The organism is Sphingobium sp. 15-1 (genome assembly GCF_013375535.1).
Taxonomy (GTDB): Bacteria; Pseudomonadota; Alphaproteobacteria; order Sphingomonadales; family Sphingomonadaceae; genus Sphingobium; species Sphingobium aromaticivastans.
On record NZ_JABXJG010000002.1, the window covers coordinates 1,182,044 to 1,202,134 of the forward strand.

Sequence of the window (20,091 nt, forward strand, 5' to 3'; positions counted from 1 at the left end):
TTACAGGCCTTACAGAAGACCGCACTCGATCACACGCGCTTCGGACTCGAAACCTCTTGCATCACGGGCGGCAACCACAGAAGTCATTCAGCCGGTGATCGCGCGGCTGTCTGTTCTCGGGCGACCACTAGACTCAGGACCTATTAAATTGCGTGCGGTGATGAGGAACGTCGAGGCCGCGAGGTGGATTTTCATATCGACCTTGGTTGTCACGCGGGATTATTGGACAGCAATTGGCGTGTACCACAGCCCGAACAAGGTACGGCAGTTGCGATATGTTGCTAAAGTTGCTGCTCATCTCAAGAAACGATACGGAAGCCAAGCCTTCAAAACGAAGTAGCATGGATGTCTCGCCCCGATCAGGGTGGATGGCCGATGAAATCGACTTGAGCTCGCAGCCGCAGGTCGCCCTTCGCACCCATTACGAAAGCGGTGCCGGTGGCGCTGTCGAAACCGAAACAGACAGTTTCATCTTCCCGTGTCGGCGCAATCATTCTGTATCGAAGCCGACTAATGGGCCGTTCATTCTCGATTTCACCGGCCAGGCTCGTCGCAAGCAATGGTGCATGAACGATCAGGCGTTCGTCGTGCATCACCTTCCGACAATAATCCCTGTCGAAATGGATGCGGTGACTGTTCAGCGTCAGTGCGGAATAGCGTTGCAGCGCGACGTCATCGAAACGCTCGGTCAACAGGATGTTACCGGGCGGAGGAGCGATCGGCCGGCGGTCGCGCGGCGTCATATCCGTGTAAACCAGATCCTGATCCTCAATGAGAACGGATGCGCCTTGTCTACGGTAATCATGTTTGATCGTCACAAACCATAATTTGCCGACGGAACCCTGCTTTGGATCGACCTTGGCGACATGGGAGTGCCGGGTGATCCTGTCGCCAACCTCAATGGGTTGGAGGAATCGAATGTCGCCGCCGGCCCACATGCGATTATGTGCGGGAAGATGCGGAATGAAATCGCCCAACTGTTCATGGCCATCCGGGCCGAGCTTGCTTCTGCGGATGGGCGAGATGCAAAATAGCCAATGCCATAGGGCTGGCAAAGCCTCTCCCTGGGTCGGTGGGTCCCGGTCCAGCAGCGCAGAAATATGATCCAGCCGACGCTGATCGATCCGGTCCGAGACGATCTGGATATTGTCAACACTTGCCATGATGGCCTTCAATGTCTGAACGTTGCCGGGCTGACCCGTGCGAGGATGATGCGGAACCGCAGCAGCATCCAGAAGCAATAGGCCATGCTTCCCAAGGCGAGTGCCGCGATGAGGAACAGGCTCAGGCTGAGCCACAGTCGCCGTTCCACCAATTGAACCATGACCGACAGCAGGAGGAAGCTTGCCATGACGTCCGAAAGGACAAACCGCCCCCACGGCATCGATACAAGCGACAGGGTTTCCTGTACGATGTCTCCCGTGGCCAGCGCCAATATGCACATGACAATGAGTGCCAGGGTCGTGACAGCGACGACGCCAATATAGGTTCTTTCCATTATTCCCCCTAACGAATGCGCGGCAGGCCAAGCCCCATCTGCGCCACGATATCGCGCATCACTTCATTGGCACCCACACCTATCCGGTTGATCGGCGCCCGGCGGTACAGGATTTCCGTTCCTCCGTGCATCGGCGCATCGCTTTCCTCATGACGCAGCAATCCGGGAAGGCCGAGCAACTGCATGCCGAAATCGGCGATCCGTGTCCGCAGTTCGGAAGTGTGAATTTTCAGCCCCAGTGCCTGGGCATCGATATTCTCACCCGCATCCTTGCGGCAGGCAATATCCCAGCCCATCATTTCCGCCAGTTCCAGGTCGACCATGAAATCGACCAGCGCCTCGCGAACGTCGGATCGGCTTGAGAGCAACTCGCCCTCATGCGCTGTGTCCCGGCAATATTCCACCAGTTCGTCGAGGATGAGCCGGAGCGATGGCGCGAGGCCCAGAAAGCTGCGCTCGCCCATCACCGCGTTCATGACGATCGACCATCCCTGGCCCTCTTCGCCGATCAGGCACTCGTCCGGTACGCGAACATCCGCGAAGAACACGTCGTTGAAAACATGGTCGCCCCAACTGTCCACGCGCTGGATTTGGACGCCCGGCGCGTTCAGCGGCACGATGAACACGGAAAGCCCCTTGTGGCGCCCTCCCGGTTCGCCGGTACGGGCAAGAAGCCAGACATGGGTGGCGATATGGCCCCGGCTGTTCCAGCATTTCATGCCATTGATCAACCAGCCGTCGTCATCGCGCTGAGCCCGTGTGCGCAGGTTCGCAAGATCGGTTCCCGCCTCGGGTTCGGAATAGCCGATGGATAGCGTCACCCGGCCATGCACGATGTCGTCCAGCCAGCGATCCTTGTTGGCCTTGGTCCCAACTCGCGCAAGGGTGGGGACCAGCGACGTCACGGTCGCTCGCATGAAGCGCGGCGCGTTGGCATAGTCGATTTCGCTGATCAACAGCATCTTGTCGATGGCCGACATCTGTTTGCCGCCATAATCGGCGGGCAGGTCGGGGATTTGCCATCCGCGCTCGACCATGGCGGCATCGAAGGCGAGCACATCGTCGTCCCAGACTTCCTCGCCGATCGCTTCGCCTTCGTGCAGCAGGCGCCGGAGACGTTCGGGAAGGCGTTCGGTCAGGAAGGAGCGAACCTCGGCGCGCAGCTGCTGTTCGTTTGCGTTCAGGGAAAAGTCCATGGCTGTTTCGCCTCAATATGCCAATTGCTTCAGCAGGGCCTGGCGGTGATAGCGCCGGGAACCGAATGTGGCGTCGGTGACCTTGGCCCGTTCGGACCAGAGGTAAAACCCGGTTTCGCGGGCGTAACCCATCGAACCCCACAGCTGATGAGCAGAGATGGTGGCATCGGTGTAGAGCTTCCCGGCGGCCAGCTTGGCTAGGGGGAGTGCTTTGCGGACATCTTCGCCCTTTGCTTTCATCGATAGCGCCCGCAACGCCGCGACGCGCGCACCTGCGAGCGTGATGAAGATGTTCGCCAGCATGTGTTGGGGCACCTGATTGGCGCCGACCGGCTTGCCGAACACGATGCGCTCCTTGGCATATTCCGTGGTGCGGTCGAGCACCGCCTGGACGCCGCCGATCATTTCCATGATCTGGAGACATGCGGCCGATTCCTGGATGTCGACAAATGCGGAAAGGGTGGTTGCTATCGCGTCCTGCCCGCCCAACAGCGCATCCTGGCCGATTTGGATATCCGTGAATTCCAGCTCGTAGAACTTCTCTCCGCCAAAGGTCGACTGGAGGCGCGGCTGTAATTTGTCCACCGGAACCGCGAATACGCCCCAGCCCGGAGTTTCCCATGCATCGCGGATCGCGCAGACGATCAGCACGGTCTGGCTGATCCCGGCGAAGGGAACAAAATATTTGCGCCCCGACAGGGACCATCCGGTCGACGTCCGACGTGCCGATGTCCGCCATAGTTCGGGCGTGTCCGAAGCCTGCGGTTCGGCACCGGCGACGCATGCCAGGCTGTTTCCGTTGAGCAAGGGGGGCAGTAATGCAGCCGCCTGTTCGTGCGTGGCGAGCCGGGCAATCAGGAGGGCGGCGTGGACCGACGCATAAAAGCTTGCGGGAAGCAGGCGATAGCCCGCCGCCCGGTAGACCAGCCCGAGTTCGACAAGCCCCATGCCGCCGCCACCAAATTCGACGGGCGACGCGAATCCGATCCAGCCGGCGGCGGCCAACATCCTGTGAAGGCGGTCGTCATGGCCCGTCCCGTCCGGGCCGAGGGTTCTGATCGCCTTGCCAATCGGCCATTCCTGTTCAAGGACTTTGGCGCAATGCTGTTCGAGCGCCAGATCATCGTTGCTGAGAAGTGTGTCCATATCCTGATCTCTGCCGTCATCCCTTTGTTTCGTAATACTCGCGGCATCGGGAAACCCATGCTTGAGATGGACCTTTCGACATGCGCCGTCCGGGAACAGGGCCGTCAGGAATGCCCAAGCAGGCGCATGGTGTCATGATCGACCATGGCGGCATGATATCGTTCCGCAAAGGCCGCAAGCGTCTCGACCGGCTGCATGTCGGATGGCGTCAGGAACCAGGAAACATATCCATGGATGACATCACGCCGATAGGCGAGCCATGCCTCGTCCCAACCGGGAACCGCGATGCCATGTCGGTGCAGTTCGGCCAGATAATGTTGCAGCAGATCGATTTCCCCGCATCGGCGGTCCTCGACGGAAAGCGCTCCGACGAGAAAATAGGCGACATCATGCGCCCAATGGCCTGCATGCACGACCTGCCAGTCCAGGAATCTGGGCTCGCCGTCGCGGGTGAAGTAGATATTGCCCAGATGAGGATCGCCATGGAGGATGCATGTGCCGGGGCCCTGCAAGCGCCACAGCCGTTCAAGCGCTTCGGCCACCTTCTCCCGGTCTGCCAGGATGCCGGATGGTTTTGTGCGCTTGTGCCTTTCGAACTGGGCGGACCAGTGATCGGCGAGGAGCCAGCGTCGGAGGACGACCCTGAGAGAATCCTTCCAGTCGAATTTCGTCAATTGCCGCACGTCATTCCACCAGCGCGCATGCAGCGCCGCGAGCGAAGACAGGGCTGAACGCGCCTGGTCGATGCTCATCGGTCGCGTTGCATCGCCGAAGCTGCATTGCGCAGCCTCGAGATCCTCCATCAGCACCAGTGCCTGATGGTTCGCGCGATCGATTCCCTCGAAATAGGTCCGGGGCAGGGCGATGGGAACGTCCTGCCCGAGTTGACCGTAGAACAGGGCTTCGGCGCGATAGGCCGCCCATACGCGCTTGCGCATCGCGGCGTTGAAACCGCCCTTGAGCAGCATTTTACGAGGCAAGGACGCCCCGGATGGCCGGGCCGAATATTCGAGCGCCAGCGACAGCTTCGTCGCCGTGCCCCAGTTAATCGTCGGCATTGTCACCGATGACACGACAACTCCGGGATACCGCATGCCGAGGACGTAGCTCAGCCATGCGGCGTCCACCCGCTCTATGTCGACCGGCAGGTGCTGGAATTGCAGTTCGGGCGCTACAATCTGTTCTACAGCCAGCCCCGCGGGCTTCGACGATCCGGCGTCCATATCGTTTCGAAACTCCATCTGGAAGCGGCTCCATGTCTGGACTTCCGTTGGTGCGTCTGTACCCGAAACAGGGCATGCTATCTCCGCAGGCAGCATGCCCGATCCCTGTTGATCAGCGGATTTGCAATTTTCCCCGGCGCTGAAGCCTTGTCAGTGGGTCAGCTTTCCAAAACTTTCCCGCTCTATCTGTATCTTCAATTCCCTCGGCGGCATTCCGAACCGGGCCTTGAACGCGCGGGAGAAGTGGCTGGGGCTGCTGAAGCCGCTGTCGAGCGCGATCTGGATGATGCTCTTGCAGTTTCTCGGGTCACGGCCCGCAAGCACAAGGTCTTCATAGGCGCGGGCAAGGCGCCGCTCCCAGATCCACTTTTCGATTCGCGTGCCGAGCAGACCGAAGCGCTCATCCAGATAGCGGCGGCTGACATTCTGCGCCTCCGCCACGCGTTCCGCAGTGAGCCAACCTTCCGCAAGATTATTCTCGATAAAGGCCATTGCGCGCCGCATGCGCACACATGGTTCGATGACGCCCCGAGCTTCGCGGAATGGCGAAGTCATGTGCGAAAGCGTCAGCAGGGAATTCAGCAAGGTGCCATATTCGTCCGGCCGGATGGAAGCCGCATTGTCCCAGATCTGCTGGATCATCTTGAAGAAGACGTCGTTGAAACTGTCGCCGACATTCGCCTTGGACAAAATGATCTTGTAAAAATCGGACCGGATGAAATTCGAATTCGGCATGCGGAAGAACAACTGCTTGAATTCTTCCGGATATGTCATCGTCAGGCGGTTGGCCGCGTCGAAAAAGGCGAACTCGCCCTCGTGAAGTTCAACCGTGCGATCATTTTGCGATAGCGAGAGCACGCCGTTGAGGTTGATGACCACCATCGGCGCAAATCGCTTGTTGCAAGGTGCCGGCCGGATGATCTCCTGCGCTTGCGAATGGAGGTAATAGAGCTTTGCTCCGCCCAGTTCGAAGGACAGGAATTCTCCGCCCATGTCGTGGCAGAGCGGACGCTGCTGAATGCCGGACACCGCATCGCACAGACCATTCTGCCAATGTATCGATGCTTCAGGATCCAGCGACGGATCCGGCACCCGCGCCAAGACATTCACGCCCATTCCCTACTCCTCGGTCTTTTATATTTGCTATCAGGATATGCCGGTTTTGCGTTCTGTCAACATTCCGGCAAGGCGCGCGAGCAGAGGCTATACGCGGCTTCCAGATCAGGACAGAAACTTCCGGTGCGCAGGTAAAGAAGCGGGCTTTGCGTAGAGTCGAAGAGGAATCCGAACAGCCATGGTTTCGCCAAGAATTGCTCTCGTTACCGGCGCTAGCCGGGGAATCGGCAAGGCCATCGCCATCGCGCTGGGGGAGGACGGCTACACCGTTTATCTGACCGGGCGGGCTGGATCGGCGGATGACGCCTCCATGCCACTCTTGTCGGCCGCGGATGAGGTGACGAACGTGGGCGGCAAAGGCATTCCGGTCATATGCGATCATGGCGACGATAGCCAGGTGCGTGCACTTTTTGATCGGATCGCAGCCGAGCAGAACGGACTCGACCTTCTGGTCAACAATGCGACCTGCCTGCCGCGCGCTCTGGTCGCGCAGGGCGGCTTCTGGGACCGCTCGCTGGAACTGGCCGACATGTTCGATGTCGGCCTTCGTTCGGCCTATGTCGCCAGCGCGATGGCCGTTCCGCTGATGCTGAACAGGCCGCAGGCCCTGATCGCGAGCGTTTCCTTCTTTGGCGCGGTCACCTATTTTCACGGTCCTGCCTATGGCGCGCAGAAAGCCGGGCTGGACAAGATGATGGCGGACATGGCGCTGGAACTGAAGCCGCACGGTGTTGCCGCGCTTTCAGTGTGGCCCGGGCTCGTCAAGACGGAAATGGTGCTGCAACGCTGGAGCGGAACGCCGGAGGGCGAGGAGCGGCTGAGGTCATATGAGACCCCGGCCTTGACCGGCCAGGTCGTGGCGGCTCTCGCCAGCGACCCGGACTTGATGACCTATTCCGGCCAGCAGGTCATTGTCGCCGAATATGCGGAACGTCACGACATTCGGGAGCCGGACGGCAGCCAGCCGGTGTCGCTTCGGGAGAAGATGGGCGATCCTCGGCCGTTTCACATGACGCATTCCATCTGAAGCAAGCCGCGCAGCGCGATGGAGGCCAAGATGTCATCCTGCCGCAAGTAAAAGGATGATAGCGCGATGGGAGTTCTGGACGATAAGGTTGTGCTCATTTCCGGCGGCGCCCGCGGGATGGGAAGCGAACATGTGCGCCGGATCGTGGCGGAAGGCGGCAAGGTCGTCTTCACCGACCTGCTGGAGGACGACGGCCTGACGCTGGCCGGCGAATTGGGCGAAAGCGCCGAGTTCGTAAGAGCCGACGTTTCCAGCGAGGAAGACTGGCAGAAGGTCGTGGCGCTGGCCGAGGCGCGCTTCGGAAAGCTTGATGGTCTGGTCAACAATGCCGGCATCGTGATCCGCGCGCCGTTCGAGACCTTTTCCGCCGATGATTATAGGAAGGTTATCGAGGTGAACCAGATCGGCACCTTCCTAGGCATGAAGGTGGTGATCCCCGCGATGCGTCGCGCCGGGGGCGGATCGATCGTCAATATCTCGTCGATTGCCGGGCTGGTTGGGCGCGTGCAGACGGTCGCCTATTCCTCCTCCAAATTTGCCGTCCGCGGGCTGACGAAGGTCGGCGCGAGCGAGCTTGGCGAATATGGCATCCGGGTCAATTCCATTCATCCCGGCGCGGTCATGACTCCGATGTTGAAGGGCATGGACAAGTCCGTTGTCGACTCCCTGACCGGCGCCGTTCCGCTGAACCGCATCTGCCAGCCCGAGGAAGTGAGCTCGTTGATCGCATTTCTCCTGTCGGACCAGTCCGCCTATTGTTCCGGCGCCGAAATCACGATCGACGGCGGAATGACCGCTCATTGACCGGAGGCAACCGCCATGCTGACCTCGCTGGACGAAAGCCTGTTGCATCAATGCGCGCTGCCGATGGCGCATGCGCAGACCAGCGACCACCGCTTCTTCGACCGTTTTGTCTTCGGATGCATCCATCCCGACGGCGATCTGGCGATCGTTGCCGGGATGGGCGTGTACAAGAATATGAACGTCATCGATGGCTTTGTCTTCGTGCAATATCAGGGTCAACAGCATAATATCCGCTTCTCTAGGGCGCTGCATCCGATTGCCGATCCCTATGGATCACGGATCGGGCCCCTGCGTCTCGATCCGCTGCGTCCTTTCGAGGCGGTTCGGCTGACGCTGGAGCAGGGGGATTTTCCCATCGCGTGCGAACTCGATTTCTCGGCGGTGCTGCCGGCGCGGATGGAAAAGCCGCATATTGCCCGTCTCGATGGCCGGATCACGAACGACTATCTGCGGTTTCACCAGCTTGGCAAATCATCGGGCTGGGTGGATCTGCATGGCGCCCGGCATCCGGTGGAAGGATGGTTCTCCTGGCGGGACCATAGCTGGGGCGTCAGGCCCAATGTGGGCGGGTTCGAACCGTTCACCGGGACGGGATCGGCCTCCGGATTGCCTTCCGCCTCGCGCGGGGGCGCCGGCACGCTGGTATGCTATGCCGGGTTCTGGAATGGCGAGCTTGGCGGGCATTTCCAGTTCATCGACAATGGCGAAGGGCTGCGCCTCTATACGGATGGCGAGATAGTCTATCCTGACGGCCGCCATGTCGAGATCACCGCGCTGACGCCGCACATACGCTTCCATGAAGGGACGCGCATCATGGACGTCATGGAGGTGGAGATGGGACTGGCAGATGGCAGCTCGATCGAGCTTGAGGTGGCCACGCTGGGGCGTCCGTTCGTCTACAAGGGGGGCGGATATAATGGGGGCTTCAGCGACGGTCGCGGTCATGGCGTGTTTCGCAGCGAAGCCCTGCTGATCGAGCAGGACGTCTACGATGTCCGCCATGTGGAGAATGTCGGCTTTGCCGATGATTCTGTGGGCAAGCCTGCCCATCGCGAGCAGTTCGCTCGTGCGCGATTGGGCGGCAAGCCGGGTTACGCCTACACCCCCTGCATCGTCGTGGGCAGCCACCCGCGCTTCGGTTTTGAATAGCACAGGAATTGTGATGCAATTTGATCGATATATGCTTTCGGTGGCCGCCGCCGTACACAATGATGTGGTCCCGGAAATCACGGAAAGCTACCCCCGGCACCGGGTCGAGTTGGTCGAAACCATGTTGTTGCGGCTGGCTGCCGATGCGGCGGGGGGATTTGGCCGGGAATTTGTCGCGGAACTTGCGAAAGTGCGCGGCGGGATGGCGGAAGCAGCGTTGCCGCAGGCGCTTGGCGAAGCCCTGGAACATCTGGCGCAACTTGATCCCGCGGACGACGCCGCAATCGGGCGGGGACGCGTCGTGCTGTCCCGGCTCCTTGCGGAAAACAGCAAGGCCATCGATCGCGCGTTCATTCTCAGCCTGACCGGGGCGATCGCGAAGGCCGAGGAGGCCAGCCGGACCGCCCGCGAGGCCGCGATTGCCCAAATGGCGTCCAGGCTGGGCCACAAGGCCGGATCGGCCGAGGAACTGGTCGTCAGTGCCGACCAGATGAGCGATTATCTGAGGCGGCGGTTCGGGCGGCAGGATTGCCTTGCCACGACGGTCAAGCCCATTCCGGGCGGGCGTTCGAAAGGCACCATCCTGCTGGATGCGCGGGTCGGCGAAGAAGCTCGATCCTTCGTCATCCGGAAGGATTTTTCGAAAAACTTCATGGGCAGCATGGTGAAGGATGAATATCCCGTGATCCGGGCGGCGTTCGACGCCGGGATCAAGGTTCCCGAACCGCTCTGGCTGGAGGAGGATGCCGGGATATTGAACGGCCAGTTCATCGTTTTCGAACGCATTGCGGGCGGACCGGCCGGCACGATGTTTGACATCATGGCCGGACCCGGCGTTATTCGCGACTATGCCCAGCAATTGGCCCGCATGCACCGGATCGACGTTGAAGCGACTGGCCTCGACCGGCAGCTCAAGTTCGGCGACAGCGAAGCGCCGGTCGCGGCGATGGTGCGGCAATCCTATTCCAAGCATCGCGCCAACACGCCTGACGAACTGCTGCTGGAGGTAGCGCACCAATGGCTGCTGGCCAATCTGGACTGCGTTTCGCAGCGGCGGGCGCTGGTCCATGGCGACGCGGGATTCCACAATGTGTTGTATGATGGCGACCGCATGACCGGCCTGCTCGACTGGGAACTTGCTCATGTCGGCGATGCGGCCGAAGACCTCATGAAATGCAGGGCTGCGGCCTCCCAGGTCATCCCCTGGGAAGAGTTCATGAATATCTATACCGATCATGGCGGCGAGCCGACCACGCCCCTGCGTGAGAAATTTTTCACGGTCTGGCGGCTGGTCGATTTCTCGCTCTACGCGGCGGACGCCCGCGCGATGTTCGAATCCGGCGAGGACAGCGACCTGCGCCTGGCAGCCGTCGGCTACAATACGTTCAGCCGATTGCAAAGTGCGCTTGCCGCCGCTCTCGCCCACGATTGATGGATGGATGCCTTGGCTGACGGTCATCGTGTCGCGGCGTTCGATCCTTCTTCGGCAACGCTGAGGATTGAACAGCGCGAGCGCCCGGCGCCGGGGCCGGGACAGATATTGGTCGCTGTCAAGCGGTGCGGCATTTGCAGTTCGGACCTGCAATGGGCGCGCTCGCCCGGTCGTCTTCCGCGCGGTGCGGTGCTGGGGCATGAACTGTCCGGATTGGTCGTTGCGATGGGCGAAGGCGTCGATCATCTGGCCATCGGCGACAAGGTCAGCTTCATGCCATTTGCCGGATGCGGACGTTGCGACTGGTGTTCCAGAGGGCTGTTCCTGCATTGCCCCGAAAAGCGATCCCAATGGGGCGGTTTCGGTGAATATGCCCTTGCCGATACCCGATCCTGCGTGAGGCTCGATGCTGCACTGCCCTTTGCGCAGGGGGCCATGATCGAGCCTTTCGCCTGCGGGTTACGCGCGGCTCGCCGGAGCGGCCTGGGCGCCGGTGACAGCGCCATGATCTTCGGGGCTGGGCCGATTGGTCTGGCCAGCTGCTACTGGCTCAGCGCCATGGGCGTCGACGTCTGGATGGTGGCGCGCAGCGATCGCCGCCGGGCTGTCGCGGAACGGATGGGAGCCAGCCGGTTCATCGCGGGAGAAGCGAAGGCGGAGGATGCCGGTTCGAGGACGATTTTCGAGTGCAGCGGCGCGCCCGGCATGCTGGAATATGCGTGCCGCATCGCTCCCCGGCTTTCGACGGTGATCGTCGCCGGCATGGCGGAGGGCGGGGCCAGCATCGATCCGGCGGTTTGCTTGGTGAAGGAAGTCACCCTTGCTTTTTGCGCGGCATATGGAATGCAGGATTTTGCCGACACGGCAGAGCATTTCGCTCGCGGAGATGCCCGGCCGCTGGAGCTTGTAGACCAGGAGGTGTTACTGGATAGGCTGCCCGATATCTTTGGACAGATGCTGACGAGCAATCCCTATTGCAAGGTGCAGCTTGTATTCCCGTGATATTCCCTCCCGGCCCGTACCATTATGATGCCAGAACTGAATTGAGTCCAAGTTCGATGTGGCCGATCCCAGTTCGACCCGTGCGCAGGTCCGTGATCGGGCAGAGATGCTCCATGATCTCGTAGACCGGTCCGCTTTCCCGCTTTTCCGATGTGAAGGGCATGATTGCAAAGCTCTTCGTCAGGTTCGCCTCGATCAGATAGCTGTCGTCGGCAACGCTCTCCAGCGTGAAGCGAACCGCGGAAAAGGCGTTGGCCGTGCGGGTGACGTCAACGGCGATCCCCGAGAGCACGCGGGGGCCTTGTGCGTCATCGACATAACCTTCCCGCGCTTCCACGCCCTGACGGCTAAGCATCCGGCTCGTCTTCACGCCGATCACCATGTCGTCGAACAGCAGCCCGCACCAGCTGTGGTTCGCGATCAGGCTGTCCGCGCGCATGCAATAGCTGTGGTCGCGATAGCCAAGCCCCTGGATTCTGCGTTCGCCCGTGCCACCGACAGCCAGCCTGCCCTGGACGGCAAGCGCCTGCTGATGGTGATCGTGCGGCAGGTTGGTTCCCAACGTCATCTGCTCGCGGAAAGTCACCTGATGGGGTGCGATGGCGCGGCATGCGGCGAAATCGAATGTCGGATGGGTGGCGGAAAATTCGAACTCCGCGTCGATCTCGTCCCCCCTGACGGCAAGTCTGAAGCGGCGGCCCGGCTCGACGAAGTCGATGCGCACGGCGCCGTCCGTCAGGCAGCGGTCGAACGCCGAAATGCCCTGAAAGGGACGCTCATTCGAATATTTGAACCGTTTCCCGTCAAGCACCATGCTGAAGGTGAAGCGGGCGCGGTCGAAAGCCGGCTCGGTGTTGACGTGGCACAGCGCATAGCAACCCTGTTCGGGCGCCATCACGACAAAAAGCCAATTCTCCTTCCATCGCAGCTTCGCAATGTCGGGGACGGGGTGGGGCAGGTCGTCAATGGGTAGCGCCACGTTCAATAGCCCTCGTCATGAATCTGTTCGATCCGTTCGTTGTCCGATGCGGAAAGAGCGCCCGCCTCCACGGCGGCCAGTGCGTCCTTCAGGTGCGCGACTTCGGAAAAGCCGCCGATGACGGTGGCGACGCGCGGCTGTTGCAGGATATATTGATAGGCCGCCAGGGCAATCGGCTGTTCGGGCGGGCGATTGAGAAACGCATAGCGCCTGGCAAGCCGGATCATGGGTTCGTGAACCTGCGGCATCATGCGGAAATAGCCGCGTGACAGTTGGTGGATGCCGTCCAGCCCATGTTCCAGAATCTGCCCGGCAAGCGCGCCGCCCGCGAGCGGGCGGACCACCGAAATCCAGGCGTCGTGCCGTTCCGCGGCCTCGAACAGGCCGCTGAAATCTATGGCGGCAGGCACCCCCGCGAACGGACGGACGGCTGATGGATTGGCAAGGTTATAAGTCAGGTTAATCATCGAAAATTCGCCGGTATCCAGCACCTGGATCACCTGATCAGCTTCGGATTCGTCGCAGGCCAGCCCCAGCATGCGGCATTTGCCGGCTTCCTTCGCCTTTACCAGCGCGGGCAGGGCCTGTTCGATGACTTCGGCCGGAGTGATCGCCCGGATCAGCGGGTTTTCGGGGTTGATCGCATGGCGGATGGGGTTGTGCAGCAACAGGATGTCCACATGGTCGCGGCGCAGCCGAAACAGGCTGTCTTCCAGACTTTCCGTGACCTTTTCGCCGATGCGGGCGAAATCATGCGGCGGAATGAAGGCCTTGGTCGTGACATGGGCGTCCCGCGCGCCCAGATCGGCAAGGACACGGCCTATGTTTACCTCGGCCGCACCCTTGCCATAGGCCGCAGACGTGTCGAACAGGTTGATGCCGTGTTCCAGAGCGAATTCGACCAGCGCGATCTGATCCCGCGAACTGCCGTGGACCATCGTTCCGGCATTGTCGCCGGTGCCAAAGGCGATCTCCGACAATTTGAGGGGGTCTTTTCCGATAGAACGATATCGCATGCGCAGGCTCGGTCCTTGTTGTTGCGCGCATATAGGTGCGCTCGCCTTCGGCGTGTGTCTTGACCAATCTAGAACCCCATTTGTCCGCCCGGCCTGTGGGCGGGGTTAAACCAAAGCATCCATGTCAGGCAGTAACGCGACGCCGTGCTGGGCTATTGATCTGACATCGAAGCGCGATGGCGTTTGGTGCCAACTGACGATGGATTTCATCATGCTCAATTCTGCCGACAATGAACTGATTACCCGAGTGGAAGGCGACGCTCCGATGGGACGCTTCCTGCGCGAAAATTACTGGTTCCCCGCCGGGCTGTCGGTCATGCTCAAGGCGGGAAAGGCCCCCCAGCGCGTGGAGTTGCTGGGCAAGCACTATGTCGCGTTCCGCAGCGATGACGGCCGCGTCGGATTCTTCAACGAAAACTGCCCGCACCGGGGCGCTTCGCTCGCGCTGGCGCGCAACGAGGACAATGCGCTCCGCTGTATTTTCCATGGCTGGAAATTCGGCGTCGATGGTGAAGTGAAGGAAGTGCCGACCCAACCGGAGAATCATAGCGAATTCTGCAAGCGTGTTCCGCTCAAGGCTTACCCGGTGCGGGAGGCTGCGGGGCTCTTCTGGGTCTGGCTCGGCGGCGGCCAGCCTGCGCGGTTCCCGGAGTTCGATTTCACCCAATATAAGGAACCGAATGTTCGAGCGATCCGGCAGGAACTGAAATTCAACTGGATCCAGAGCGTCGAGGGCCTAGTCGATTCGGCCCATGTGTCGATCCTGCACCAGGGCTGGTTGCAGACGGCGGGCGACAGCAAGAAGGGGCTGGCCTCCGCAGGGCAGGATACCGCCCCCGTCTACGAGTTCGAGGACCATAATGGCGGGTTCCGCTATGCGGCCATTCGCAAGCAGGAGGGTGACAACCGCTATATCCGCGTCACCAACTTTACGGCGCCCTTCTACTGCTTCGTCCCGTTCAACACGGGCAATTGCGTCATCTCGGTGCCGATAAACGACCGCCGCACCGCGCTCTACTTCGTCCATTACAATGCCGATGGCCCCATTCCGCCTTCCGCCTACGATCCGCCGAGCGAGCCGTGGAACTGGCCGCCTTATCTGAGCGGGGACGCCTCCACCCATTGGGGCCAGGATCGCGATGCGATGGAGAAGGGCAGCTTCACGGGCTTTACCGACCATTTCATGCTGGAGGATTTTGCGGTGGCGGCCAGCCAGGGCGAAATCGCCGATCGTTCGCAAGAATGGCTCAATGAGGGCGATCGCGCGATCATCAAGTTCCGCAAGCTGATGCTGGACAGCGTTAGGGCGTTCGAGCGCGGCGAGAAGCCCTCGATCGCGCAGCTCGATGAGGTTCCGTTCCCCAATATTCGGGCGGAGGCGGAAATTCTTCCTGAGAACACCGATTGGCGAAGCCACTTCGCCATGACGAAGTGACCGACGCAAAACTTATAGTGCAGGGGATGCTCTGAATGACGGAATTGGCATCATTGGGGTTTGGAAGAAAAATATTCCGGGACGACCACGAAGCATTTCGTGAGACGGCGCGTAATTTCTTCCGCAACGAGGTCGAGCCGAACGTCAAGGGGTGGGAAAAGGACGGCTTCTATCCAGCCGAACTGTTCAAGGTCGCTGCGAGATACGGCCTTCTGTGCGCCGGCATCCCCGAAGAATATGGCGGTGGGGGCGGCGATGTGCTGCACCACATGATCCTGCATGAGGAACATGGGTACAGCCCGGGCGGCGTATCGCTGGAGGCGGGGCTTGGCACCGACCTGACGGCCTATGTTCTGTTCAACGGCGGGACGGAAGAGCAGAAGCGCGAATGGCTGCCCTTCTTCGCGCAGGGTAACGGCATTGCCGAGGTCGGGCTGAGCGAGCCAGGAGCCGGCAGCGACGCCAGGGGGATCAAGACTTACGCCCGTCGCGACGGCGACGACTGGATCCTGAACGGGCAGAAGATGTGGATGTCGAACGGCCCGCTGATGACCGTTCTGTTCGTTGTGGCCAAGACGGATGAGGGGGGACGTGAAGGCACGACCATGTTCATCGTGCCCATGGACAGCAAGGGCATTACGCGGTCGCAGCCGACCGATCTCATGATGAAGAGCTGCGGCGGCGTATGCGAGGTCTTTTTCGATGATGTCCGCATCCCGGCCGGGAATGTTCTGGGTGGGGCCGACGGCGTGGGCCGGGGATTGCGCATCGCGCTGTCGACGCTGGACCTTGGCCGCGCCTCGGTCGGCGTGCGCGCCATCGCGGCGAGTGAACTCGCACTGGCAGTCACCACGGAATATACCAGGACACGGCAGGCCTTCGGCCAGCCGGTCTTCGATTTCCAGAACACGCAGTTCAAGTTGGCCTCGGTCGCCACCGAGATCGCTGCGGGCCGGGCCTTTGTCGATTCCTGTCTCGAAAAGCTCGTGGAGGGCGGATTGCGTCCACAGGACATGGCCATGCTGAAACTGTTTTGCAGCGAGGTCGAGGGCCGGGTTATGGATGAATGTCTGCAACTTCACGGCGGCGCTGGTTTCAGCAACGAATATCTGATCTCGAAGCTCTACGCCCATGCCCGAGTGCATCGAATCTATGTCGGAACATCTGAAATAATGAAGCAGATCATCGCGCGTTCTCTATAAATCGTCCTAGGAGTTTATATGTTCAAGCTGATCGGACTCCTGAAGAAAAGAAGTGACGTCGACTTCGAATATTTCAAGGATTATTACGAAAACCAACATGCGCCTTATGCTTCGGAAATACTGCCCGTTGGACGGGACTACCGACGAAACTATGTGAAGCGTTTGCGTGCCAACGGCGTCGAAGTGGATGATGCGTTCGAATATGACGTGGTTACGGAAATGTGGTTCGACGATGAAGTCGGCTATGAAAGATTCTCCGCAGCCATGGCGGACGCTGAAATTCGCAGAAAAATCATAGCGGACGAGGAGAAATTTCTCGACAGGTCCAAATCGGTAATCATGATCGTAGAAGAATGCATATCGAAATAAGTAATAATAACAATTAATGGAGGGGAAACATGGATTTTTATCATCGTTATTTGTGTGGGATGGTTTCTTCATTTGCAATGATGGCGGCATTTTCGTGCGCCAGCGCCCAGGTGGCGGGAGAGTCGCAGGCGGCTGGCGAAGCGCGCGATGCGCAGGGTTTGCATGACATCGTCGTGACCGCCCAGCGCCGCGAACAGAGGCTTCAGGACGTGCCGGTCGCCGTCTCGACCGTCAGTACGGAGACGCTGGCGGCCGGCGGCATCATCAGCACCGACGGCCTGGAACAGTCCGTGCCGGCGGTCAGCATGACCCGGCAGCTTTCCGGCGCGACCCCCTATATTCGCGGTGTCGGCACGCAGTCGGTATCGGCCGGCAATGAGCCCGCCGTAGCCTTCTATGTCGACGGCGTCTATTATGCTTCGCCTTATGCGAACATCTTCAATTTCAATAATATTGAGCAGGTCGAAGTCTTGCGCGGACCGCAGGGCACGCTGTTCGGCCGCAACGCGACCGGCGGGCTGGTGCATGTCCACACGCGCGATCCCCAGGCGGAGCCGACGATGCGGGCCAGTGTTTCCTACGGCAATTATGGGACGCTGCAATCTTCCGTCTATGCCTCCGCAGGCAGCGACAAGATCGCGTTCGATATCGCAGGTTCGATCGTTTATCAGAGCGACGGTTATGGCAAGAACCTGTTCACGGGCGATGACGTCAATTATCGTCGCGAACGCGGCATTCGATCCAAGATCAAGTTCACGCCGACCGACAATCTGACCATCCTGTTGTCCGGTGATTATTCGCTGCTCCAGTCCGATCTGGGCGTCATTCTTCAGCCGCAACCGAACACTGCGGTCAAGGCGTTGGGTGGCGGACGTTTCGACAGTATCGCCAATCTCGATCAAAGCGTTCACACGCAATATTATGGAGGCAGCGCATCCATCGAGCTAGACCTTGGTGGCGCCACGCTGAAGTCACTGACCGCCCTGCGCAAACTGGACACGCTTATCCGGTTTGACCAGGATGCGACGCCGATCGCTTATGCCGATATTTATCTCAATGAAACCGATCGTTATTTCCAGCAGGAAATAACCTTGCAGGGCAAGCTGGGCGATCTCGTCTATACGGCTGGCGTCTTCTATTTCGACGGCTATGGTCGATATGATCCGCTGGGCGTCCGCTCGATCTCGCCGGCATCCAATATCGACATCTATTCGCCACAGACGACGAAGTCGTTGGCCGGTTTCGTCCAGGGCGACTATAGTTTCGGCAACACCACGATCACCGCCGGGTTCCGTTACACGCGCGACAAGCGCACCAACACCCCAAAACTGGTGGCGCCCGGGGGTGATCAGAATGATCCCACCGATGTCATTGCGGCGTTCCCGACCAAGTCGGCAACCTTTTCCAAGCCGACTTGGCGTCTTGCCGTGGCACAGAAATTCGGTCCGGACGTGATGGTCTATGCGAGCTATAATCGCGGGTTCAAGAGCGGCGCCTATTCCGCATCCTCGCCTACGGCAGCCCCGGTCAAGCCTGAGACGCTGGACGCCTACGAAGCGGGTCTGCGTTCAGAACTGTTCGACCGGTCGCTGCGGTTCAACCTCACCGGCTTCTACTATACCTACAATAATATTCAACTGAACCGCATCGTCAACGGCGCGGGCCTGCTGTTCAATGCGGCCAAGGGTGAGCTCTACGGCGCTGAACTCGAAACGGCCTATGTCACGCGTATCGGTGCGGGTGAACTCAACCTGTCATCGAACCTCTCGTTCCTCCATGCCAATTACACGTCTTTCCCGAACGGCCCGATCCTGACGCCAATCGCAGGCGGGTTCAACGCGCTCACCGCCGGCGACCTCAGCGGACATCGCATGATCCATGCGCCGAAATTTTCCGGTTCCTTCGCGGCCAGTTACAAGGTGCCCGTTGGTGACACCACCAGCCTCGAACTGGGCGTGAACTATTTCCACAGTGCCAGCTTCTTCTGGGAGCCGGATAATCGCGTTTCCCAGCCATCGGTCGACGTGATCAACGCATCTGCGGGGCTGGGCTTCGCTGATGGCAAGTTCAAGTTACGCGCATTCGTCAAAAATCTGACGAATGCAAAATATTACGCATATTTCACGGAGAGCACGCTAGGCGACAAGGGCGGGCCGGCAGATCCTCGTACCTACGGCGTCGGTTTCGACGTTGCATTTTGAACCATGAGATAGGGGAGCAACCGATGAACCCTGAGATTGATTTCAGCAAGTTCGACATATTGGGGGATGACATCATTCCCCTCTTCAATGATCTTGCCAAGAAACCAGCCGTGCACTGGAATGAAAGCAGTCAAGTCTGGGTCGCGGGCCATCATGATGCCGTTGTCGAAGGGTTCAGCGGAAAGCTCCCGCTATCGGCCGAACGTCACCTGATAGCCATCGGGATATTCCCAGAGGAAGAGCGCGCTGCCAAAACAGGCAATATATTGAAATATTTTCCGCATTTTGTCACGAATGTTGAGCCGCCCGAACATTCGCGATTGCGCAAGCTGCTGATGGCGGCCTTTAGCAAGCGCATAGCGGAAGGCTATAGAGAGGTCGTCCGTGAAATCGTCGGGCGCACCATCGATCAGCTGGGCAATACCACGCAGATTGACTTCGTCGCGCAGTTTGCCAGACCCATAACGGTCAGCGCCATCCTGCATGTGATGGGCCTGGGCCCCGATTACTATGCCGACACGGAGCGATGGGCGCGGGCGCTCAATGAGGGGCTTGCCGGCATGCCGGACCCGGAGCGTATCCAGAAAGCCGATGAAGCGATTGGAGACATGGCCGCGCGCTTCATGCCAGTCATTTGCGAGCGGCGGGAAAGCGGGTCCCAGGAACGCGACTTTCTGGGAGAACTCATCCTTGCCGGGGAGGATGGCGATCGGCTGTCGGACGAAGAGATCGCGGCGCAGCTGATGCTTGTGATCGTCGCGGGTCACGATACGACCCTGAACACTATGGCGCTGACCGTCGCCAAATTGACCAGTCATCAGGACGTCGTCGAATATATACGGCAAAATCCCGACCATTTTGAGCAGTGTATCATGGAAATGATGCGCGTCGTGAACATGTCAACGCTCATGAGCCGTATCGTGACGGCCGACTTCACCTGGCATGGGCAGGATCTGAAGGCCGGCCAGATCGCGTTCCTCCTGATTGCCGGCGCGAATCGGGACCCGACGGTGTTCGCGCAACCGAACGAGATCGACTTCAGCCGTAATCAGCGCCGGAACATGACTTTCGCGCCAGGCAGGCATTTCTGCATCGGGCACTGGTTTGCCAAGATGATCATGTCCGAGGCGCTGCCAGCTTTCATGGAACGGTTCGAGGATTGGAAGGTCCCGGCGGACAGGCTGGAGTTCAGCAATTCCATCGGCTTTCGCGGGCTGGTGAAACTGCCGCTCCAGCTGATGCCGAGGGGGGTGGATGCGTAGCGCCCTTTCCTGGAGTTTCCGTATTTCGTCTGCC

18 protein-coding genes are annotated in these 20,091 nt (G+C 59.9%); 10 read left to right on the top strand and 8 right to left on the bottom strand.

Annotated features, from left to right (window positions below; genetic code table 11):
* Positions 1 to 359: 359 nt before the first annotated feature.
* From HUK72_RS21425 to HUK72_RS21450, 6 genes are all read right to left on the bottom strand, one after another.
* Positions 360 to 1,163 carry a MaoC family dehydratase N-terminal domain-containing protein gene (locus HUK72_RS21425; RefSeq protein WP_176590493.1) on the bottom strand — a complete coding sequence of 268 codons (804 nt, stop codon included), beginning with the start codon at positions 1,161 to 1,163 and terminating at the stop codon, positions 360 to 362.
* A gap of 8 nt (positions 1,164 to 1,171) precedes the next feature.
* Positions 1,172 to 1,498: a hypothetical protein gene (locus HUK72_RS21430; RefSeq protein ID WP_176590494.1), complete on the bottom strand. Its 327-nt coding sequence runs from the start codon at positions 1,496 to 1,498 to the stop codon at positions 1,172 to 1,174.
* A gap of 8 nt (positions 1,499 to 1,506) precedes the next feature.
* Complete coding sequence (locus HUK72_RS21435; protein WP_176590495.1) at positions 1,507 to 2,694, bottom strand: acyl-CoA dehydrogenase family protein; 1,188 nt, start codon at positions 2,692 to 2,694, stop codon at positions 1,507 to 1,509.
* Between the two features lie 12 nt (positions 2,695 to 2,706).
* On the bottom strand, positions 2,707 to 3,840 hold the full coding sequence (locus HUK72_RS21440) for an acyl-CoA dehydrogenase family protein (RefSeq protein WP_176598603.1): 1,134 nt from the start codon (positions 3,838 to 3,840) through the stop codon (positions 2,707 to 2,709).
* Positions 3,841 to 3,944: 104 nt separating this feature from the next.
* Positions 3,945 to 5,081 (bottom strand): phosphotransferase family protein, encoded by a 1,137-nt coding sequence (locus HUK72_RS21445; RefSeq protein WP_176598604.1) that lies wholly within the window; start codon positions 5,079 to 5,081, stop codon positions 3,945 to 3,947.
* 132 nt (positions 5,082 to 5,213) lie between these two features.
* Positions 5,214 to 6,179, bottom strand: a complete 966-nt coding sequence (locus HUK72_RS21450) for an AraC family transcriptional regulator (protein WP_176590498.1) — start codon at positions 6,177 to 6,179, stop codon at positions 5,214 to 5,216.
* Between the two features lie 178 nt (positions 6,180 to 6,357).
* Between HUK72_RS21450 and HUK72_RS21455 the strand changes: the two genes are divergently transcribed.
* The 5 genes from HUK72_RS21455 (at position 6,358) to HUK72_RS21475 (ending at position 11,593) form a co-directional block, all read left to right on the top strand.
* On the top strand, positions 6,358 to 7,206 hold the full coding sequence (locus HUK72_RS21455) for an SDR family NAD(P)-dependent oxidoreductase (protein ID WP_176590499.1): 849 nt from the start codon (positions 6,358 to 6,360) through the stop codon (positions 7,204 to 7,206).
* 66 nt (positions 7,207 to 7,272) lie between these two features.
* Positions 7,273 to 8,010 (top strand): glucose 1-dehydrogenase, encoded by a 738-nt coding sequence (locus HUK72_RS21460; protein ID WP_176598605.1) that lies wholly within the window; start codon positions 7,273 to 7,275, stop codon positions 8,008 to 8,010.
* 15 nt (positions 8,011 to 8,025) lie between these two features.
* Positions 8,026 to 9,159, top strand: coding sequence for a hypothetical protein (locus HUK72_RS21465; protein ID WP_176598606.1), 1,134 nt, complete (start codon positions 8,026 to 8,028; stop codon positions 9,157 to 9,159).
* A gap of 13 nt (positions 9,160 to 9,172) precedes the next feature.
* Positions 9,173 to 10,591: a phosphotransferase family protein gene (locus tag HUK72_RS21470; protein ID WP_176598607.1), complete on the top strand. Its 1,419-nt coding sequence runs from the start codon at positions 9,173 to 9,175 to the stop codon at positions 10,589 to 10,591.
* Between the two features lie 12 nt (positions 10,592 to 10,603).
* On the top strand, positions 10,604 to 11,593 hold the full coding sequence (locus tag HUK72_RS21475; RefSeq protein WP_176598608.1) for a zinc-binding dehydrogenase: 990 nt from the start codon (positions 10,604 to 10,606) through the stop codon (positions 11,591 to 11,593).
* 22 nt (positions 11,594 to 11,615) lie between these two features.
* Here HUK72_RS21475 and HUK72_RS21480 read toward each other — a convergent pair whose 3' ends face one another.
* Positions 11,616 to 12,572, bottom strand: a complete 957-nt coding sequence (locus HUK72_RS21480) for a hypothetical protein (RefSeq protein WP_176598609.1) — start codon at positions 12,570 to 12,572, stop codon at positions 11,616 to 11,618.
* Between the two features lie 2 nt (positions 12,573 to 12,574).
* Complete coding sequence (locus HUK72_RS21485; protein WP_176590505.1) at positions 12,575 to 13,588, bottom strand: aldo/keto reductase; 1,014 nt, start codon at positions 13,586 to 13,588, stop codon at positions 12,575 to 12,577.
* Positions 13,589 to 13,799: 211 nt separating this feature from the next.
* Here HUK72_RS21485 and HUK72_RS21490 point away from each other — a divergent pair, with 211 nt between their 5' ends.
* The 5 genes from HUK72_RS21490 (at position 13,800) to HUK72_RS21510 (ending at position 20,057) form a co-directional block, all read left to right on the top strand.
* Positions 13,800 to 15,023 carry a Rieske 2Fe-2S domain-containing protein gene (locus HUK72_RS21490; protein WP_176590507.1) on the top strand — a complete coding sequence of 408 codons (1,224 nt, stop codon included), beginning with the start codon at positions 13,800 to 13,802 and terminating at the stop codon, positions 15,021 to 15,023.
* 35 nt (positions 15,024 to 15,058) lie between these two features.
* A complete protein-coding gene (locus HUK72_RS21495; protein ID WP_176590508.1) occupies positions 15,059 to 16,225 on the top strand; it encodes an acyl-CoA dehydrogenase family protein in 1,167 nt (388 codons plus the stop codon).
* Between the two features lie 18 nt (positions 16,226 to 16,243).
* On the top strand, positions 16,244 to 16,594 hold the full coding sequence (locus HUK72_RS21500; RefSeq protein ID WP_176590509.1) for an EthD domain-containing protein: 351 nt from the start codon (positions 16,244 to 16,246) through the stop codon (positions 16,592 to 16,594).
* A 77-nt stretch (positions 16,595 to 16,671) separates the two neighbouring features.
* Positions 16,672 to 18,795 (top strand): TonB-dependent receptor, encoded by a 2,124-nt coding sequence (locus HUK72_RS21505; RefSeq protein ID WP_176590510.1) that lies wholly within the window; start codon positions 16,672 to 16,674, stop codon positions 18,793 to 18,795.
* Positions 18,796 to 18,854: 59 nt separating this feature from the next.
* Complete coding sequence (locus HUK72_RS21510) at positions 18,855 to 20,057, top strand: cytochrome P450 (RefSeq protein ID WP_176598611.1); 1,203 nt, start codon at positions 18,855 to 18,857, stop codon at positions 20,055 to 20,057.
* Positions 20,058 to 20,091 lie beyond the last annotated feature (34 nt).

Bases quoted from the DNA above. Each gene is read 5' to 3' on its own strand.
- HUK72_RS21440 (WP_176598603.1), bottom strand. From the start codon at position 3,840: ATGGACACACTTCTCAGCAACGATGATCTGGCGCTCGAACAGCATTGC.
- HUK72_RS21465 (WP_176598606.1), top strand. From the start codon at position 8,026: ATGCTGACCTCGCTGGACGAAAGCCTGTTGCATCAATGCGCGCTGCCG.
- HUK72_RS21460 (WP_176598605.1), top strand. From the start codon at position 7,273: ATGGGAGTTCTGGACGATAAGGTTGTGCTCATTTCCGGCGGCGCCCGC.
- HUK72_RS21455 (WP_176590499.1), top strand. From the start codon at position 6,358: ATGGTTTCGCCAAGAATTGCTCTCGTTACCGGCGCTAGCCGGGGAATC.
- HUK72_RS21450 (WP_176590498.1), bottom strand. From the start codon at position 6,179: ATGGGCGTGAATGTCTTGGCGCGGGTGCCGGATCCGTCGCTGGATCCT.
- HUK72_RS21425 (WP_176590493.1), bottom strand. From the start codon at position 1,163: ATGGCAAGTGTTGACAATATCCAGATCGTCTCGGACCGGATCGATCAG.
- HUK72_RS21435 (WP_176590495.1), bottom strand. From the start codon at position 2,694: ATGGACTTTTCCCTGAACGCAAACGAACAGCAGCTGCGCGCCGAGGTT.
- HUK72_RS21495 (WP_176590508.1), top strand. From the start codon at position 15,059: ATGACGGAATTGGCATCATTGGGGTTTGGAAGAAAAATATTCCGGGAC.
- HUK72_RS21505 (WP_176590510.1), top strand. From the start codon at position 16,672: ATGATGGCGGCATTTTCGTGCGCCAGCGCCCAGGTGGCGGGAGAGTCG.
- HUK72_RS21430 (WP_176590494.1), bottom strand. From the start codon at position 1,498: ATGGAAAGAACCTATATTGGCGTCGTCGCTGTCACGACCCTGGCACTC.
- HUK72_RS21500 (WP_176590509.1), top strand. From the start codon at position 16,244: ATGTTCAAGCTGATCGGACTCCTGAAGAAAAGAAGTGACGTCGACTTC.
- HUK72_RS21485 (WP_176590505.1), bottom strand. From the start codon at position 13,588: ATGCGATATCGTTCTATCGGAAAAGACCCCCTCAAATTGTCGGAGATC.
- HUK72_RS21445 (WP_176598604.1), bottom strand. From the start codon at position 5,081: ATGGAGTTTCGAAACGATATGGACGCCGGATCGTCGAAGCCCGCGGGG.
- HUK72_RS21490 (WP_176590507.1), top strand. From the start codon at position 13,800: ATGCTCAATTCTGCCGACAATGAACTGATTACCCGAGTGGAAGGCGAC.
- HUK72_RS21470 (WP_176598607.1), top strand. From the start codon at position 9,173: ATGCAATTTGATCGATATATGCTTTCGGTGGCCGCCGCCGTACACAAT.